Annotated in this window: 17 protein-coding genes; 4 read left to right on the top strand and 13 right to left on the bottom strand. The window is 65.9% G+C overall.

Annotated elements, in window-relative coordinates; all coding sequences use genetic code 11:
- Positions 1–6: 6 nt before the first annotated feature.
- Positions 7–588 (bottom strand): hemerythrin domain-containing protein, encoded by a 582-nt coding sequence (locus U4012_RS28305; RefSeq protein WP_124521235.1) that lies wholly within the window; start codon positions 586–588, stop codon positions 7–9.
- A gap of 519 nt (positions 589–1,107) precedes the next feature.
- On the opposite strand from U4012_RS28305, the gene U4012_RS28300 reads away from it, so the two are divergent.
- The gene (locus U4012_RS28300; protein WP_124488071.1) at positions 1,108–1,722 is read left to right on the top strand and encodes a c-type cytochrome; all 615 of its coding nucleotides are present in this window, start codon (positions 1,108–1,110) and stop codon (positions 1,720–1,722) included.
- A gap of 462 nt (positions 1,723–2,184) precedes the next feature.
- Here the strand turns inward: U4012_RS28300 and U4012_RS28295 are convergent, their stop codons facing one another.
- The 8 genes from U4012_RS28295 to U4012_RS28260 form a co-directional block, all read right to left on the bottom strand.
- Positions 2,185–3,129 carry an SDR family oxidoreductase gene (locus tag U4012_RS28295; RefSeq protein WP_321802469.1) on the bottom strand — a complete coding sequence of 315 codons (945 nt, stop codon included), beginning with the start codon at positions 3,127–3,129 and terminating at the stop codon, positions 2,185–2,187.
- Positions 3,130–3,289: 160 nt separating this feature from the next.
- Positions 3,290–3,703, bottom strand: a complete 414-nt coding sequence (locus U4012_RS28290) for a DoxX family protein (RefSeq protein WP_044847690.1) — start codon at positions 3,701–3,703, stop codon at positions 3,290–3,292.
- 451 nt (positions 3,704–4,154) lie between these two features.
- On the bottom strand, positions 4,155–5,003 hold the full coding sequence (locus tag U4012_RS28285) for an SDR family NAD(P)-dependent oxidoreductase (protein WP_321802466.1): 849 nt from the start codon (positions 5,001–5,003) through the stop codon (positions 4,155–4,157).
- 41 nt (positions 5,004–5,044) lie between these two features.
- Entirely contained in the window at positions 5,045–5,878 is an 834-nt protein-coding gene (locus U4012_RS28280; RefSeq protein ID WP_321802464.1) for an oxidoreductase, read from the bottom strand.
- A 111-nt stretch (positions 5,879–5,989) separates the two neighbouring features.
- Complete coding sequence (locus tag U4012_RS28275; RefSeq protein ID WP_044847693.1) at positions 5,990–6,607, bottom strand: START domain-containing protein; 618 nt, start codon at positions 6,605–6,607, stop codon at positions 5,990–5,992.
- A 108-nt stretch (positions 6,608–6,715) separates the two neighbouring features.
- On the bottom strand, positions 6,716–6,904 hold the full coding sequence (locus U4012_RS28270; protein ID WP_321802462.1) for a hypothetical protein: 189 nt from the start codon (positions 6,902–6,904) through the stop codon (positions 6,716–6,718).
- A 41-nt stretch (positions 6,905–6,945) separates the two neighbouring features.
- On the bottom strand, positions 6,946–7,620 hold the full coding sequence (locus U4012_RS28265; RefSeq protein WP_321802460.1) for an NAD(P)H-binding protein: 675 nt from the start codon (positions 7,618–7,620) through the stop codon (positions 6,946–6,948).
- Positions 7,621–7,631: 11 nt separating this feature from the next.
- The gene (locus tag U4012_RS28260) at positions 7,632–8,642 is read right to left on the bottom strand and encodes an AraC family transcriptional regulator (RefSeq protein ID WP_321802458.1); all 1,011 of its coding nucleotides are present in this window, start codon (positions 8,640–8,642) and stop codon (positions 7,632–7,634) included.
- Between the two features lie 342 nt (positions 8,643–8,984).
- On the opposite strand from U4012_RS28260, the gene U4012_RS28255 reads away from it, so the two are divergent.
- Positions 8,985–10,253, top strand: coding sequence for an alginate lyase family protein (locus tag U4012_RS28255; RefSeq protein ID WP_321802455.1), 1,269 nt, complete (start codon positions 8,985–8,987; stop codon positions 10,251–10,253).
- Positions 10,254–10,478: 225 nt separating this feature from the next.
- Here U4012_RS28255 and U4012_RS28250 read toward each other — a convergent pair whose 3' ends face one another.
- The 3 genes from U4012_RS28250 to U4012_RS28240 all read right to left on the bottom strand — a co-directional run bounded on the left by U4012_RS28250 (position 10,479) and on the right by U4012_RS28240 (position 13,918).
- Entirely contained in the window at positions 10,479–11,462 is a 984-nt protein-coding gene (locus tag U4012_RS28250) for a lysozyme inhibitor LprI family protein (RefSeq protein ID WP_321802453.1), read from the bottom strand.
- 313 nt (positions 11,463–11,775) lie between these two features.
- On the bottom strand, positions 11,776–12,897 hold the full coding sequence (locus U4012_RS28245) for a Fic family protein (protein ID WP_321802451.1): 1,122 nt from the start codon (positions 12,895–12,897) through the stop codon (positions 11,776–11,778).
- Positions 12,898–13,000: 103 nt separating this feature from the next.
- Complete coding sequence (locus U4012_RS28240) at positions 13,001–13,918, bottom strand: LysR family transcriptional regulator (RefSeq protein ID WP_321802449.1); 918 nt, start codon at positions 13,916–13,918, stop codon at positions 13,001–13,003.
- Between the two features lie 126 nt (positions 13,919–14,044).
- On the opposite strand from U4012_RS28240, the gene U4012_RS28235 reads away from it, so the two are divergent.
- On the top strand, positions 14,045–14,770 hold the full coding sequence (locus U4012_RS28235) for a pirin family protein (protein ID WP_321802448.1): 726 nt from the start codon (positions 14,045–14,047) through the stop codon (positions 14,768–14,770).
- A gap of 61 nt (positions 14,771–14,831) precedes the next feature.
- The gene (wrbA, locus tag U4012_RS28230) at positions 14,832–15,434 is read left to right on the top strand and encodes an NAD(P)H:quinone oxidoreductase (RefSeq protein ID WP_321802445.1); all 603 of its coding nucleotides are present in this window, start codon (positions 14,832–14,834) and stop codon (positions 15,432–15,434) included.
- Positions 15,435–15,608: 174 nt separating this feature from the next.
- Here the strand turns inward: wrbA and U4012_RS28225 are convergent, their stop codons facing one another.
- Entirely contained in the window at positions 15,609–15,944 is a 336-nt protein-coding gene (locus tag U4012_RS28225; RefSeq protein ID WP_044847701.1) for a hypothetical protein, read from the bottom strand.
- Between the last annotated feature and the right edge of the window lie 91 nt (positions 15,945–16,035).

Genomic DNA, 16,035 nt, shown 5'->3' with positions numbered 1-16,035 from the left:
GAACCGCTAATCTTCCGTTTCCGGAATCGCATTGACGATCATCGAGAACAGCTTGCCGAGATCGGCTTCGAGCTTGACCCCGTCGAATGGATCGCGATTGGCTCCGAAGGCGAGATCAAGTTCCGCCCAGTCCTCGTTTGACAGCAAACGTCTCGCGGCCGGCAAAATCAGCGTCTCCTCGGTAAACCGGTGATCCGAATAGAACTCGGCATATTCATCCACCAGCGCCACCAGTGCCGCTAATGCGGGCGCCCCCTTCAACTCGTACCGGGTCAGCGCGTGTTCGAGATTGGTCAACATCCCGTCACCTCGCGCGTGCTGAGTCTCCAGTTCGTCGATCACGCCGTCGAATTCGGAAGCCACATCCCGCAATGGGGCAAACAGGTAGCGCTCCTCTTTCGGATGATGTATCTGCTCGGGGTACTCTCGAATGTAATAGAGCATCGCCCGGAACACCATGAGACCCGGAACGGGCTTGCCAGCCGCAAGCAGATGGACATAGCGCCGCATGCCCTCGACGACGGCAGACAGCCGCTCGTGCTCACGGAGGATAACGGTGATCGCGGCCCGCGGCCCCAACGACGACATACCAGACCTCACGGAAACAGGCGGAACGCACTGGCGATCGCTCGATCGACTCGCTTGCTCGGCGAGCCCGTCAGCCAGTGCCCACAATTTCCATCTTGGTCGGCTGCGGCTCGACATCAAAGTGTGCCGACGCGACGGCTTTGAGGGAGATCAAAGAGTGTGCCGGCCCGGCAACGCGCGAAGTCGGCATGCGTCGGCCGATTCGAACGGGCGCCCTGCCGACTGAATCGCTCGTGCGTGTCATCGATCCGGCACCTGGTTTTCGAGGTCCGGATGCGCTCTGCCGTCAGCGCGATCGTGTGAAAGACGGACGACAGCGATGGACCGGCGAAACACCCGCGGCGAGCGGCGAAATACACTCGTATTTGACTTCAATCAAGATACCCGTCTCCGGCGCTCTCACACTGTATTCAGTATCGCTACGCAAGCATGAGGCCGCCAGGGAAGACATCGATACCAACGCAAGCGACCGATACCGGCTGTTTGGCTGTACCGCGGTTCGACTGGAAGCAAAGAAAGATGAACAAGATGTTTTTCTTGCCAATGTCACTGCTACCGATCGTCATCGCGATCGGCGGCGTCCCGTCGCACGCACGCGCCGAGGACGGGGAGCAACTGGCTCGGCAGGTCTGTGCCACTTGCCACGGTGCACGGGGACACAGCGAATCACCCATGTTCCCGCGCTTAAGCGCCCAGACACCGGAATATCTCACTGTGCAGCTCAAGGGCTTCCGCGAGCACACGCGGGGCGAGACGCATGCGCGCGAGTATATGTGGGGTATTGCGTCGCGGCTCGACGATGCGACGATTGCATCGCTTGCAGCCTATTACTCGCATCAGGAACCGGTGCATGGCAAGGCAGGCAACGCCGCGCTGATGGCCAGGGGGAAAGATATTTTCGAGCATGGCGTACCGCACCGGGGGACCCCGGCATGCGCGTCGTGCCATGGCCCGCAGGGCCAGGGTGCCGGCGCGTTCCCGCGGCTTGCCGGACAACACGTGAACTATCTGCTTCGGCAGATCGAGTTCTTCAAGAACGAGACACGTGCCAATTCCCCCGTCATGACAGCCGTTGCTCATACGCTGGATGCCGACGACGCCAATGCGGTCGCCACATGGCTCGAATCGCAGTAGGGTCGTAAGCGCGAAATCCTCTGCACGTCGCCGACATTGCTGAATCGATCCACGATTGCGTCCGCAACCCACAGTTGCGGATGCAACCACGGTGACGGGTGACACGATCAACCCCGATTCAGCCCGGCTCGTCCCGAGCCACGGCGCATGGAACGCGTCGATATCGATATGGATGACGTAACGTTCCGCTTCGTCCGGCAACGCGGCCAGAAAGCAGTCGGCCGGGCCGGGAACTGGCACGCACGAGGTCGCGCGCGCGATCGCATCCGATACGAAGACACGCCACGATCGGCTCTCTCCTGCTCTCGTGATTTTTCGAATGCGCCAGGGTATCGGCGAACCGGACGGGCCGCCTCGCGGCCCGGACGCTTCCCGCCAAACGGGAATGTTGCGCAGTGTAACGTCCAGCCGCGCCCCGGCGCCGACCGCTGCCACACGTTCCGGCATTGCGGCGCGCCGCGCTTACGGCAGCGGCGGCGCGTCGCGCAACACGGCTTGCAGCCCCGTCGCGAACGGCGTCGCATGATCGATCCCGAGTGCGCGCACGCGCGATGCATCCAGATGGCAGTCGTACGGACGCGGCGTCGCATCGGCCGGCGTGTCGATCCGCGCGAGCGCGGCGTCGATGCCGAGCGCGGCCGCGATCCGTTGCGCGATGTCGTACTTCGTCATCGGTTCCTCACCCGACCAATGACGGATACCCGTGACCGGCGAACCCGCGAGCCGGCGCAGCGTCAGGTCGCGGATCACGTCCGCCACGTCCGGCGTGTAGGTCGGATAGCGGATCGCCCACGCGTCCATGCCGACCGCATCCGCGCCCGCTCGCGCGGACGCGACGATCGCCGGCACGAGGCTCGTGACGGCCGACTCGCGCCAGTCGGCGATCGGGCCGTAGAGCAACGGCAGGCGCAGCACGCAGGCAAGCGGCGACGCGGCGAGCAACGCGGCCTCGCCTTCCAGCTTGGTGCGGCCGTAGATGTTCAGCGGGTTCGGCGTGGCATCTTCGCGGTACGGTGCGGCCTTGCCGTCGAACACGTAGTCGCTGGAGATGCCGAGCGTCCACGCGCCGTAGCGCGCGGCAAGCGCGCCGATGCGGGCCGGCGCGTCGACGTTGATCGCGCGCGCGGCCGCGGGGTCGCGTTCGCAGACGTCCGGGCGGCGCTCGGCCGCGCAGATGATCACGGCGGCCGGGCGGCGCGTGTCGAACAGACGTTCGAGTGCCGGCTGATCGAGCACGTCGAGTCGGACGATGTTGTCCGGCGGCAATGCGAGGCGCCGCGCGCCCGCGGCGTCCGGGTTCCGGATGGTTGCGACGAGCGTCAGCGACGCTGCGCGGGACAACGATGCGGCAACCGCACGGCCGAGCAGGCCGGACGCGCCGATGAGAAGGATGGTCGGGTGCGACACGGTAGCCAACGATGAAAGCGGATGAGGGGCCCCAATCTATACGAGAACCGGCAACCGATGTCGATTTCGCGCGCACCTCGACGACGCGCGGATGATGAAACACGGGCCCGGTGCGCTTCCACGCACCGGGCCCGTCGTGCAGCACGAATTCTCGCGCCGCTTACTTCCGGTCGAACGAATACCGCCCCGGCCCGCTCACCGCGAGCAACAGCAGCCCGCCGATGATGCTGATGTTCTTGTAGAAGTTGATCATCGCGAGGTACTGGTCCATGCCCTGCAGCGCCCAGTAGCGATGCCCGATCAACGCGGTCGCGAGCGTATAGACCGCGAACACCAGCGCGAGCGGACGCGTATAGAACCCGACCGCGATCAGCGCACCGCCGACCAGCTCGACCGCCACCGCGATCACCGCCGACAGCTCCGGCGACGGCGCACCCGTCGACGCCATGTACGCGACCGTGCCCGAGAAGCCGTTCAGCTTCTGCCAGCCGAACAGCACGAACAGGATCATCAGCAGCACGCGAGCCGCCAGCAGCAGCTCGTCCTTCTTCGACTCCAGCGAAACGTAACGCATAGCAATCACCTTGATTTGACGGTTTGACGCATTCGGTGCCGACGTCCGCCGCAACGGCGAACTCACGGATCGACAACGAACCCGCCTCGCACGATCGAACCGCGGGCCGGCCGGCCCGCTGCCGAAGAATCCGTCCGGTCGCGCCGTCGTGGCGCGCTGCGGAACGGTTCTGGCGAAGCACGGGTGCAGTCTACTGTCTCACCGGAAATCATCAATCCGCCATAACAAGATTGGCTGTCTCGGTTTAGTGGACAATTGTCACGTAACAAACGCGTCATAGGCGGCCGGCGGAGGCATCGCACACGAAAGGGCTATCGCGGCTTTCCCTTCCATGCAAAGGCAGCCGGCGGTCGGCGGTGGGCCGGCCAGCGCAGTTGCGCAGCCCCTCGGCCCGCGAACACGCCGAACCGCACGCACCGGACATGCCGATACCACCGGCCACCGCATGACCTCAGCTGACGATGGCCTGGCGGATCGAGACGCCCTGGGCCGCATTCGATACGGCCTCCCATTGCTCCCACTCGGCCAGTCGCGCCGCGTAGGCCGCGCGCACGACGGGCATGCCCTCGGTGCCCAGGAACAGACGCAACGGCGGCTTGTCCGTATCGACCACCTGCAGCACGGCCTGCGCCGTGGCCTGCGGTTCGCCGAATTCCATGGCCGCACCCCGCGCGAACGCTTGCTGACGCAGCGCGGCGTAGGCCTCCAGCCCCTGGGAGATCTTCAGGGACGCGGGACTCGCGAAGTCGGTCGCGTAGGCACCGGGCTCGATCAGCGTCACTTTGATGCCGAAGTTGGCGACTTCCTGCGCCAGGCTGTCGTGCAGGGCTTCCAGCGCCCACTTGGAGGCGTTGTAGAAGCCGGAAATGGGACCGGCCACGATGCCCGCTACGCTGGAGACGCCCAGGATATGCCCGCTGCCCTGGCTGCGCAGGACAGGCAGCGCCGCCTGGATGACGCGCAGCGCACCGAAGAAATTCGTCTCGAATTCGGCTTTCACGTCGTCGACCGTGGCTTCTTCGATCGCGGCGACCAACGCGTAGCCGGCGTTGTTCAGCACCACGTCGAGCCGCTCGAAATGCTGGTGCGCCTGCGTGACTGCGTCCGCAACCTGCTGCGCATCGGTCACGTCCAGGGCCAGGGGAAGTACGCGGTCGCCATGGCGCTCCGCAAGCACGTCCAGTGAGCCCGCGTTGCGGGCCGTTGCAGCCACCCTGTCGCCGCGCGCCAGCGCGGCTTCTGCCCAGATGCGCCCGAATCCGCGTGCGGCGCCCGTGATGAACCAGACTTTCGATGTCATATCGCATACCTCCATGTTGGGGAAAAAAGCCGTACGGTCTGTCAGCGCGTCTGACTGAGGATGATGCGGTCGAACATGCGGTCGCCCAGCCAGACGCGCATGCGGATCAGCATCTTGGCGAACTTGCCGGCCGCATAGCGCGTGCGCGGCTTGCGACTGGAGACGGCCTTGGAGACCACGTCCGCGATCACGCGCGGATCGCTACCGGTGCCGTGTCCGTATGTCTTCTTGATCGACTTGGCCACCATCTGCACCAGGCGGCCATACGGGCCGCTGGCCGAGCGCTTGACGATGCTGTCGGTGGCGGCATCACCGAAGCCCGTCTCGATCACGCCGGGTTCGACGATCACGACCTTGATGCCAAACTCGGCCACTTCGAGGCGCAGGCAGTCCGACCAGCCTTCCAGTGCGTGTTTGGTCGCGTGGTACCAGGCCCCCAGGATGCTGTACATCTTGCCGCCCATCGAGGTGATGTTGACGACGTATCCCGAGCGCCTGGCCCGCATGGCCGGCAGCAGGAGTTGCGTGAGCCGCGCAGCGCCGAACAGATTGACCTCGAACTGGTAGCGCGCCTCGTCGATGCCGATTTCCTCGACCGGCCCATACAGGCCGAAGCCCGCGTTGTTGACCAGCACGTCCACCCCGCCCGTCCGGGACAGGATGAACTTGACGCCATCGACGATCTCGTCGTCCCTGGAGAGGTCCATGCGCAGAGGCTCGGCGCCGAGTCGCGCCAGGTCGTCCATCTTGTCGACACTGCGCGCAGCGACATAGACCTGATAGCCGTCCTCGATCAGACGCTGCGCAATGGCCTTGCCCATGCCTGACGATGCGCCGGTGACCAAAGCCGTTTTTCTCTTTCCTGTGGTGGACATGCCGCACCTCGTTTGTTGAGTTGCCGCTAGCTTTTCAGGAAAAGCAGGCCGCTTGCCTCGCGTCATGTGCCAAACGGCTTGCGATCCGCGCCGCCGCACGGGGCGCGATGTTCATCGGCCGGCCTCCTGCACACGGCTGCGCAGTGCCTTGAGCGTCCCGTAGGGCGTGTCCACCACTGTCCGGTTGGCCAGCCAGTCGGGAATGGCGCCGCCGGGGGATGCATGCATCTGATAGGTGACTTTCACACCCTCCGCGTCGGGCACCAGCTTCCACTGACCTTTGGCCTGCGGAATCCGCACCTTGCCCTCGCGCAACGGCAGGTAGTCGGGGACCGCCTCCACGCGCACGGTGACCGCGCCGTCGCCGGCCTTCGTGTAGGTGAAGTGATAGATGCCGTCGCGGTTGGAGACCGGCCAGGGCGCCTTGTTGTCCAGGTAATGGAACTGCTCGGTGTCGGTGGCCTTGAGCAGTTCGGAAGCGGCCACGTCGGGCATCCATTGACGGTAGGCATCGGCGTCACGCAGCACCTTGACGACGTCATCGGGGGTAGCCCGGATCTGCACCTCGCCGCGGAATTCGCGCAGCGGCGATCCGTCGACGTTGCGCACGTAGACCCTGATGCCATCGGCCTGCCTGGCGAGCGACCAGCCGTCCTGCGCGAAGGTCGTCTGGCTGGCCAGCAGCCCAATCAGCAGGGCGGCGGAAAGAAGATTGCGTCGGGCGATCATCGCGAAACCTCATGGAGTGAAGATGCCTTCACCATAGAGGGCCACGCTGCGCAGCGAACTCGCCACGCGCGCCAGAGGGATGGCGATCGGCGCCAGCCTGAACGTGGCTCAGGGCGATTTCGTTCGCGCCTGTGCAACCTGGGCTGCAAGGCCGTGGCGCTGCAAGACCGACCGGATGGCAGGCAATTGCGCGACGACAGCCTCGTAGCCCAGGTGCCGCGCCGTTTCCCGGCCCTCGGCATCGTCCATGCCCGCGGGCGCGATCGGTGGAGCGATCAGCACGTCGATCGCCAGCATCAAAGGCAGGCCTGCGCGCAGCCGACGCGTTCCCATCTCGCTCAATTCTGCGCGGCGCCCAGCCGGGCCAGCTCGGCAGAAGGTAGGACCACCACGCCCCGGGACGTGGGAACGGTTCGTACCAGCGCCTGGGCAACGGCCTCGGCGTGTACGGGCTTGTAGGCGCCGGGGAGGATCGGCGCGAGCAGTCTGGCGACGGGGATCGCGATGATCTCGCCGTACCGCGTGGCCTGGCCCAGGCCGTCCCGGTAGTCCAGCAGCAGCGAAGGTTGCGCGATGACCAGCGCCGTGAAGGGCATGGCCTTGAGCGCATCTTCCAGTTCGCCCTTGACGCGGGTATAGAACATGGACGACCGGGCATTCGCCCCTGCGGCGCTGACCAGCCCCACGCGCCGCGCCCCCGCCGCAAATGCGGCCTGCGCCACGGCCAGGTTGGCATCGAAGTCCACCGCTCGGAAGGCCGCCTTGCTGCCCGCCACCTTGATCGTCGTGCCCATGGACAGGTACACCTCGTCGACCTGCGCCAGCGTGGGCAAGCGGCCGAAATCCACCTGGTGGACCTGGAGCCTGGGGTCGCGCACAGCCAGCGGGCGGCGGCTCAGCGCATGGACCTCCGAGACAGTCCGGTCGGCCAGCAGGGCCTTCAGCATCAGGCCGCCCACGAGTCCGGTGGCACCTGCCAGCAGCACTTTGCGTTGTTTCTCTTGCAGGGTCATGAGTGTCGTTCTCAGTTCAGGCGCATGGCATTGCGCGCGGTATCCGGCGTCTGCCCGGTCCATTCCAGGAAGGCGCGGTAAAAGGAGTTGGGATCTTCGAAACCGAGCAGGAAGGCGATTTCGCCGGCAGTCATCGTCGTGCTCCCGAGGTAGTGGCGGGCAAGACTTTCCCGGGTGGTGTTCACCAGCGAGCGGAAACTCTCCCCTTCGTCTTCGAGGCGGCGCTGTAGCGTGCGCTTGCTGAGCCCCAGGCGCTCGGCGGCTTTCTCGATGGTGGCCGTGTTGCCGGGCAGCAGCTCCAGCAGCACCGCACGCACGCGCTCGGCCATCGTGGCTGTGGCGTCCAGTTCGCTGAGCCGACGGCGCAGTTCGGGCTCGAACACGCGCCACATGCCTTCGTTCACGGTCAGGAACGGGCGCAGGGCATCGGCGGCGCCAAAGGTAATGGCCGGACGCTCGCCACGTTGAACGGGCACGCCGAAGAAGCGCTGGTAGCGCGGCGCACAGCTAGCGGGCGGAAGCTGTGGCAGGGCCACCCGCAATGCCTGCACGGGCTCGCGTGTGGCCAGGCGAGCCAGCCGCAGGAAGAACGCGACCTCGGCGACCTGCAGCGAATAGGGCAACTCGGTCTGCACCGACAACCAGCGCGGCGACACCGTCAGCGATCCGGCCTCATCCACGTCGACCTCGAGCCTCATGGGCGCCACAAGTTGCTTGTATTTGGCCAGGCGCTGCACCGCCTGCATCAGGTTGGCACTGCACAGGGCGGCGAACAGCGGCGGATCGAATACCTCGGCCGAGACCATCTCGACGAGGCGCAACGGAAACATGGGGTCGTTCGCTTCCAGCTCCAGCGCGCGCCAGAAGCGGAAGTACTCGTCGGTGTCTAGCCCGCGATCTGCGCGGTGAAACAGGTCTTCAGGCAGACGCGCCCTGCGCAGCACGTGGTCGGGCTGCACGCCGAAGTCCTTCAGCAGCGTGCGCCATGCGATATCCAGAGAGAAAGTGAGGTTGCGTGCCATGGGTGTGCACCAAAAGTCGATGATGGCCGGACGGGGTCCGGTGTGCGGTAACAGCTTAGCTGTTGAACCGCGATCGGATACATGCAATGCGCGCCAAATCGATCGCAGGATGTGACATTCGAGGGGGGCGGCAGTTGCACAAGAGATAGCGGCCGGGCGCAAGGCATGCGAAGAATCCAAACGATTCTTTACGGCATGCTTACTGTCAACCGTCGCGTCGCGATGACCGTTCATACTCGGCAACGCGGCTTTCTCCCGGCGGCCCGTTCATCGTGCGACGGTCGCTGTTCGAATCCATGCCGGTTCTTTTCGGCAAGACCGCGCGACCATCATCGGAGCCATATGGCATTTCGTCCGTCCTTGCGAACAGCAGCCACGCTTTGCGTTCTTTGCGTGGCGATGCTGGGCGCGTGCGCCGCCGTGGCGCAGCACCCTGCCGACGCGACCGTTTCATCTCGATCGCACACCGGCACGCAGCTGAAGACCGTGCCCGGCGCCCGGATGGCCGGCGCGCCTTTTGTGCACCCCGGCCTGCTGCATACGGCGAGCGATTTCACGCGCATGCGTGAGAACGTCGCCGCGCGGCGGCAGCCCTGGTTCGACGGCTGGCAACGCCTGGTTGCCAATCGGCATGCTTCGCTCGACTGGAAGCCGAATCCGCAGCCGGCCATCTATCGCGGCCGAAACCCCGACCACCCGGAAAATTACGCGACGCTCTTCAATGATGCCGCCGCGGCCTACGCGCTGGCACTTCGGTGGAAGATCACCGGCGACGACGCCTATGCGCAACACGCGATAGGAGTCCTGAACGCGTGGTCGCGCACGCTGACGACGATCGGCGGCAGTTCCGACAAGTTCCTGGCTTCCGGTATCTACGGCTACCAGTTGGCGAACGCGGGCGAAATCCTGCGCACGTCTCCGCTGTGGCGCGCCGACGATTTCCGGCGCTTCCAGTCGATGATGCTCGGCGTGTTCTATCCGATGAACCACGACTTCCTGGTTCGGCACAACGGCGCAAGGATCGACCACTACTGGGCCAACTGGGATCTCGCCAACATGGCGTCCATGCTGGCGATCGGGATCCTGACCGATCGCCACGACATCTACGCCGAAGCGGTCGACTATTTCAGGCATGGCGCCGGCAACGGCTCGATCGAACACGTGGTGTGGAAGTTGTATCCGGACGGGCTGGGTCAGCTGCAGGAAAGCGGGCGCGACCAGGGGCATGCCATGCTCGATATTGCGCTGCTCGGGGCGTTCTGCCAGATGGCCTGGAGCCAGGGAGACGATCTTTACGGATATGACGACAACCGGTTCCTGCGCGCAGCGGAATACGCCGCTCGATACAACCTCGGGAAGGACGTGCCTTACACGCAATACACGAACAGCGACGTCACGCAGCCCGTCATCTCGCCGAATTCGCGCGGAAACGAGCGCCCTGTATGGGCACTCGTCTATAACCACTACGTCGTGCTGAAAGGGCTCTCCGCGCCGGACGTCGAGGCCTTTGCCCGCAAGGTCGCGCCGGAAGGCGGCGGTGGCGACTATGGTCCCAACAGCGGCGGCTTCGATCAACTGGGATATGGCACGCTGACGTATACGCTCGAATGACGGGCAGCTGTCAGCGATCAGCGAATCGTGAACCCACGGTTCGCCGCCGAATTTGCCCCACCCCGAGACAGCGAGGTAGATCGCTTCCGGTGCGCACATCTTGCCGGATGCCGCTCGCATCACGGCCGAGCTTGAAGACAGTCGCCAGGATGGCCGGCCGTCGATCGCGAAGCGCGTTGGCCCAAGACCAGGGCCTTGTCACGCCCGGCGCATCCGCCCGCCGGATCACATCAAATCGATCGGCAGCGTCTTGTCGAGATTGTCGTGCCAGGCGCGAATGGTCTTCGGCACGGTCTTTTTCCACGCCGGCACGTTCGAGTAGTAGCGCATGCGCACCTTGTCATGGGCATCGAACACGAGCAGCCCGATCCACAATTCTGTGTCCCGACGCATCACGATCGCGGCGTTCGTCGTCGCGATGCCGCGCACCCAGTACGACTTCACGTCGGCGTTCAGGCCGTCAAGATCCTGCTCGTCCGCGCTGGTGTTGATCGTATCGACGAGCGTCTGATAGTCGGCGCCGAGCAGCGTGTGTGCGATCGCGTTCTGGTGCGCGTCGGCCAGCACCTTCAGCGTCACGAGGTCAGCCGCCTGGCTCGCCTGCGCCTTCGACGCCGTCACGTACTCGCCCGAATACACGACGCCCGCACCGGCGCCGCAATCGGCATCGCCGCCCTGCTGCGCGACCTGGACGCGGCCGCCCTTGCGGCTGAAATCGAGCCGGCATCGATCCTGGCGAAACGTGCCGCGCTCGCCGTGCAGGTCGATATCGCCGCCGAGTCCGCCGGTATTCGCGCCGTTGTTGCCGCTCAGTTCGAAGTGCAGACGCGGTGCCGTGCCGGTGAACGTCAGCACGCCGCCGAACGACGGGTTGTCGCTGTCGCGATACCACGTCTGTTGCCAGCGGTCGGCCGCAAGCGGCGCGCCGTTCAGGCTCGCGAGCCGCTCGCGATAGCGATCGCCAAGGCACGATGCATCGTTGCCGCAACGATCGCGCTGCTTGAGCCATTTCAACTGCGCCGCCTTCAGCGCGGCGGTATCGCCGCCTTTCGCGAGCGTCTTCTTCCACGCCGCCGCCAGCTGGCCGTCGAGCTTCGACAGCCCGGCGTCCGCGCAGATCGCCTTCTCGGTCGGCGAAGCGGCTTTCGCGCAGTCGAAGCCGGCCGCATGCGCGGCCATCGGCGCGATCGTCAGTATTGCCAACATCATGGCGGCTCGCGGGCTCACGCTCCACGCATGCCGGCCGCGAAGCGCGGCTTGCCCTCGCTCGCCGGCGCGAGCACTCGATCGGTTCTGGGTTGTCATGGCCTGGATCGTCGCTGGTTCACGGGCCTGTAGAAACGCCATGCCCGCAACGTTCGAGGTAAAAATGCCCGGCGCGGCATGCGGCACTCGCCCCGCCCGCCGAAGCGTAACCCGAACCGGGCGCGCCATCCACACAGATCAAGCGCACGATGCCTTGCCTGTCCGCGCTCTGATGGCGACACGCGCGAACGCCGGCAGCGCAAGCACGCGTCAGCCGTCAGCCGTCAAATGGCACCAGTTCGTAACTCGTGCTCCGGCCACCGGACGACGAGCGATGCAGCACACCGCGCGCGACGAGTTGCTCGATATCGCGAAGCGCCGTGTCTTGCGAGCACTTCGCGAGGGCGGCCCACTTGCTGGTCGTCAGCTTCCCTTCGAAACCATCGAGCAGGCGATTCATCACCTTGACCTGACGTTCGTTCATCGCGAGGCCCGCACATCGCTGCCAGAAGCGCGCCTTGACCAGAACCGCATCGAGCGTCGTGTGCGCGTGATCGACGGCCCGACCCAGCGCATCCAGAAACCACGCGAGCCATGCCGTGACGTCCAGCGCACCGCGCTGCGTGCGCTCCAGCACGTCGTAATACGCATTGCGCTCGCGCTGGATTTGCGCCGACAGGCTATAGAAGCGCTGCGGGCTCCGATCAGCGCGCGCCAGAACCAGATCCCCAAGCGCGCGTGCGATACGGCCGTTGCCGTCGTCGAACGGGTGGAGCGTGACGAACCAGAGGTGGGCCAGGCCGGCCCGGATCAGCAAGGGCTCGACCGGCGTCGCATTGAACCACCGCAGGAAGCGCTCGATCTCGTTCGGCAGGCGCGCGGCAGGCGGCGCTTCGAAATGCATGCGTTGCCGGCCGATCGGCCCGGACACCACCTGCATCGGCCCGCTCGCATCCGTACGCCACGCGCCGACGGTGATCCGCGACATCCCGGCATAGCCGGTCGGAAAAAGCGCCGCATGCCACCCGCGCAGCCGGGCTTCGGTCACCGCCTCCGCCGAACGGGCCGTCGCGTCCAGCACCATGTCGACCACGCCCTCGACATGGCGATCAACCGGCGCCAGCGCCCCAATATCGACGCCGAGCCGGCGCGCAATCGATGATCGGACCGATGCGACATTCAGGTTGTCGCCCTCGATGGCGCTGGTCTTGACGACATCCTCCGTCAATGCGGCCAGGCTGGCCTCATCGCGCAGTGCAAGGCCGACATCCGCCAGCCTCCCGGCCAGCGCACCTTGCGCACGGCTGACATCGGCCAGTGACGTCGCGAGTGCCGGGAGGTCGAAGCGCCAGGCGGGCCAGTCGGACGACTGCCAGATGAAGGTGTAATCTCCGCTCATGATGCGGAGATTATCCCACCGATTCTCCGCATGACCCAACAATCTCCGCAAATCCTGCGGAGATTACGCTTCGATTCACCGCACGCGCCGCACGCCCGCGCCTCTACCGCCGCCGGTCCGCGCCGCCGTTCGCCGCCGGCACGGCCTTCCCCAGCCGCTCGGCCAGAAACCCGATGAACGTCCGCAGCGTGACGAACCCTTCACGGTGCTGCGGAAACACCGCGTTCAGCGTGATCGGCGGCGGCGCGTACGCGTCGAGCACCGGCACGAGCGCGCCGCTGTCGAGCGCCGCGCCGACGATGAAATGCGGCAGCAGCGCGATGCCGAGCCCCGCGATCGCCGCGTCGCGCACGACTTCGCCGTTGTTCGCGACGAGCGGCCCCTGCACGTCGAAGGTGCGCGCCATCCCGTCGACCCGGAATTCCCAGCCGACGCGCCGCTCGCGCCCGTACATCAGGCACGTATGGCCGGCGAGGTCGGCCGGCGTCGCGGGCGCGCCGTGCCGCTTCAGGTAAGCGGGGCTCGCGCACGCGATCATCTGCCACGCGCCGAGCGCTCGCGCGATCAGCGTCGAATCCTCGAGCGTGCCGATCCGCAGCACGAGATCGAAGCCCTCGCCGATCAGGTCGACGCGCCGGTCGGTCAGGTCGACGTTCAGCCGCACGGCCGGATGCGCGGACAGGAATTCCGCGATCAGCGGCGACACGTGCGTGATCCCGAACGACAGCGGCGCGCTGATCTTCAGCGAGCCGTGCAGCTCGGTGCTGCGCACCGACATCGCCTGCTCGGCGTCGGCGACCTCGGCGAGGATCCGCTGCGCGCGCGCATAGAACTCCTGCCCCGATTCCGTGACCGCGAGATTGCGCGTGTTGCGATGCAGCAGACGCACGCCGAGCGACGCCTCGAGCGCCATCGTGCGCCGGCTCACGAACTGCTTGGACAGCATCAGCTGGTCGGCCGCCGCCGTGAAGCTGCCTGCATCGACGGTCGCGACGAAGATCCTCAGGTCGTTGAGTTCCATATTGTCCACTCCATAGCGACAGTCATTATCTCCACGGCCATTTATTTGTCAAATAGATTGACCTAAGATTCATCTCAACGAACGGCCGGGCCCACTTCCGAGGTCCGGCGACATCCAGGAAAAATCATGATCGAGACTCGTGCAGCAAACCAACGTGGCCGTGCCGAGCATGGCTGGCTCAGCTCCCGTCACACGTTTTCTTTCGCGAACTACTACGATCCTAAGCAAGTCGGCTTCTCCGACCTGCTGGTGATCAACGACGACCGCGTCGCGCCGGGCCGCGGCTTCGGCACGCACCCGCACCGCGACATGGAAATCCTGTCGTACGTGCTCGACGGTGCGCTGGAGCACAAGGATTCGATGGGCACCGGGTCGGTGATCGTGCCGGGCGACGTCCAGTTGATGAGCGCGGGTACCGGCGTGCGTCACAGCGAGTTCAACCACTCGCACGAGACGCCCGTCCACTTCCTGCAGATCTGGGTCGGACCGTCCGAGAAGGGTGCCGAGCCGCGCTATCAGCAGACGAACATCGCGGAAGCCGACAAGCGCGGCAAGCTCACGCCGATCGTGTCGCCCGACGGCAGCGGCGGTTCGCTGAAGATCCGCCAGGACACGCGGATCTACGCGGGCCTGTTCGACGGCGACGAGCGCGCCACGCTCGAACTGGCACCGGGCCGCTTCGCCTACGTGCATGTCGCAAGCGGCAGCGTGACGGTCAACGGCGTGACGCTCGGCGAAGGCGACGGCGCGCGCATCCGCGACGAACAGGCGCTGACGTTCGCCGACGGCAAGGATGCCGAAGTGCTGGTATTCGACCTGCGTCCGGTCGAAGTGACGGCCGAGTGGGCGTGACGCCTGCTTGGAACCTCGGGCCCCGCTGAAGGCGGGGCCTTCTTAATCGGAGATTCGCAACATGGCCAAGGTACTCGTTCTTTACTACTCGTCCTACGGGCACATCGAAACGATGGCGCAGCACGTCGCGGAGGGCGCGCAATCGGTGCCCGGCGTCGAGGTCACGCTCAAGCGCGTGCCGGAAACCATTCCCGCCGACCAGGCGAAGGCGATCGGCGTCAAGGTCGACCAGGCCGCCCCCGTCGCCACCGTGGACGAACTCGCCGGTTACGACGCGATCATCTTCGGCACGCCGACCCGCTTCGGCAACATGGCCGGCCAGATGCGCACGTTCCTCGACCAGACCGGCGGCCTGTGGATGAAGGGCTCGCTCGTCGGCAAGATCGGCAGCGTGTTCGCGTCGACCGGCACGCAGCACGGCGGCCAGGAAACCACCATCACGTCGTTCCACACGACGCTGCTGCACCACGGGATGGTGATCGTCGGCGTGCCCTATGCATGCAGCGGGCTCGTCAACATGAACGAGATCACGGGCGGCACGCCGTACGGCGCGACCACGCTCGCGGGCGCAGACGGCAGCCGCCAGCCGAGCGCGAACGAACTCGACATCGCCCGCTACCAGGGCAAGCACGTCGCGGAACTCGCCGCGAAGCTCGCGTCGTAACGCGAACGAATGCCGCGCGTGCCGGGAAGCCCCGGGGCCCCGGGGCCGCGGCGCGTGGCGCTTGCGCGGCACACACACGAGCGAACGGCGCCGGTCGAACCCGGCGCCGTTTTTCATTGAACCAACGTCGGCCCTTGCCGGCCGCCTGCGGCCGTTTGCAGCCGTTTGCGGCCGTTACTGGCCCGATGCAGGCGCGGCCGGCGCCGGCGCCGCCTTCGTCGCGGGCGCCTTCTCCACCGCGTTCTGCGGATAGTTGCTCTGGTCGTTGGTGAGCCGGTAGCCGGTGCCCGTGCCGATCGCCTTCAGGTCCTTCGCGTGACGCGCGCGCGCTGCCTTGCGGGCAGCTTTCTTCTGCGCCTTGTCGAGTTGCTTCTGCGTCGGTGCGGATGCCGGATTCTCAATGGGCGCGGACGCCGGATCCTGCGCATATGCCGCCGGCGCCGCGGTCAACAGCAGACCGAACGACGCCGTTACTGCCACTGCCACCGAAACCACGCGAGACTTCGTCATGACCGGTTCTCCTTGTCGATTGTTGGATGTGGGTCGAACGCCGGCCCGCACGCGACGGACGTCGGCGTGCCGCCACGGCGCCGATGCAACG

Origin of the sequence: Burkholderia sp. BCC1988 (assembly GCF_905339895.1) — a bacterium.
GTDB lineage: Bacteria > Pseudomonadota > Gammaproteobacteria > Burkholderiales > Burkholderiaceae > Burkholderia.
The sequence above is the reverse complement of the archived record's forward strand: the minus strand, read 5'-3'. Positions and strand labels throughout refer to the sequence as shown.

What these genes read in the sequence shown, in the direction of transcription:
- U4012_RS28305 (WP_124521235.1), bottom strand. Translation starts at nt 588, where the DNA reads ATGTCGTCGTTGGGGCCGCGGGCCGCGATCACCGTTATCCTCCGTGAG.
- U4012_RS28300 (WP_124488071.1), top strand. Translation starts at nt 1,108, where the DNA reads ATGAACAAGATGTTTTTCTTGCCAATGTCACTGCTACCGATCGTCATC.
- U4012_RS28290 (WP_044847690.1), bottom strand. Translation starts at nt 3,703, where the DNA reads ATGCGTTACGTTTCGCTGGAGTCGAAGAAGGACGAGCTGCTGCTGGCG.
- U4012_RS28285 (WP_321802466.1), bottom strand. Translation starts at nt 5,003, where the DNA reads ATGACATCGAAAGTCTGGTTCATCACGGGCGCCGCACGCGGATTCGGG.
- U4012_RS28280 (WP_321802464.1), bottom strand. Translation starts at nt 5,878, where the DNA reads ATGTCCACCACAGGAAAGAGAAAAACGGCTTTGGTCACCGGCGCATCG.
- U4012_RS28275 (WP_044847693.1), bottom strand. Translation starts at nt 6,607, where the DNA reads ATGATCGCCCGACGCAATCTTCTTTCCGCCGCCCTGCTGATTGGGCTG.
- U4012_RS28270 (WP_321802462.1), bottom strand. Translation starts at nt 6,904, where the DNA reads ATGCTGGCGATCGACGTGCTGATCGCTCCACCGATCGCGCCCGCGGGC.
- U4012_RS28265 (WP_321802460.1), bottom strand. Translation starts at nt 7,620, where the DNA reads ATGACCCTGCAAGAGAAACAACGCAAAGTGCTGCTGGCAGGTGCCACC.
- U4012_RS28260 (WP_321802458.1), bottom strand. Translation starts at nt 8,642, where the DNA reads ATGGCACGCAACCTCACTTTCTCTCTGGATATCGCATGGCGCACGCTG.
- U4012_RS28255 (WP_321802455.1), top strand. Translation starts at nt 8,985, where the DNA reads ATGGCATTTCGTCCGTCCTTGCGAACAGCAGCCACGCTTTGCGTTCTT.
- U4012_RS28250 (WP_321802453.1), bottom strand. Translation starts at nt 11,462, where the DNA reads ATGATGTTGGCAATACTGACGATCGCGCCGATGGCCGCGCATGCGGCC.
- U4012_RS28245 (WP_321802451.1), bottom strand. Translation starts at nt 12,897, where the DNA reads ATGAGCGGAGATTACACCTTCATCTGGCAGTCGTCCGACTGGCCCGCC.
- U4012_RS28240 (WP_321802449.1), bottom strand. Translation starts at nt 13,918, where the DNA reads ATGGAACTCAACGACCTGAGGATCTTCGTCGCGACCGTCGATGCAGGC.
- U4012_RS28235 (WP_321802448.1), top strand. Translation starts at nt 14,045, where the DNA reads ATGATCGAGACTCGTGCAGCAAACCAACGTGGCCGTGCCGAGCATGGC.
- wrbA (WP_321802445.1), top strand. Translation starts at nt 14,832, where the DNA reads ATGGCCAAGGTACTCGTTCTTTACTACTCGTCCTACGGGCACATCGAA.
- U4012_RS28225 (WP_044847701.1), bottom strand. Translation starts at nt 15,944, where the DNA reads ATGACGAAGTCTCGCGTGGTTTCGGTGGCAGTGGCAGTAACGGCGTCG.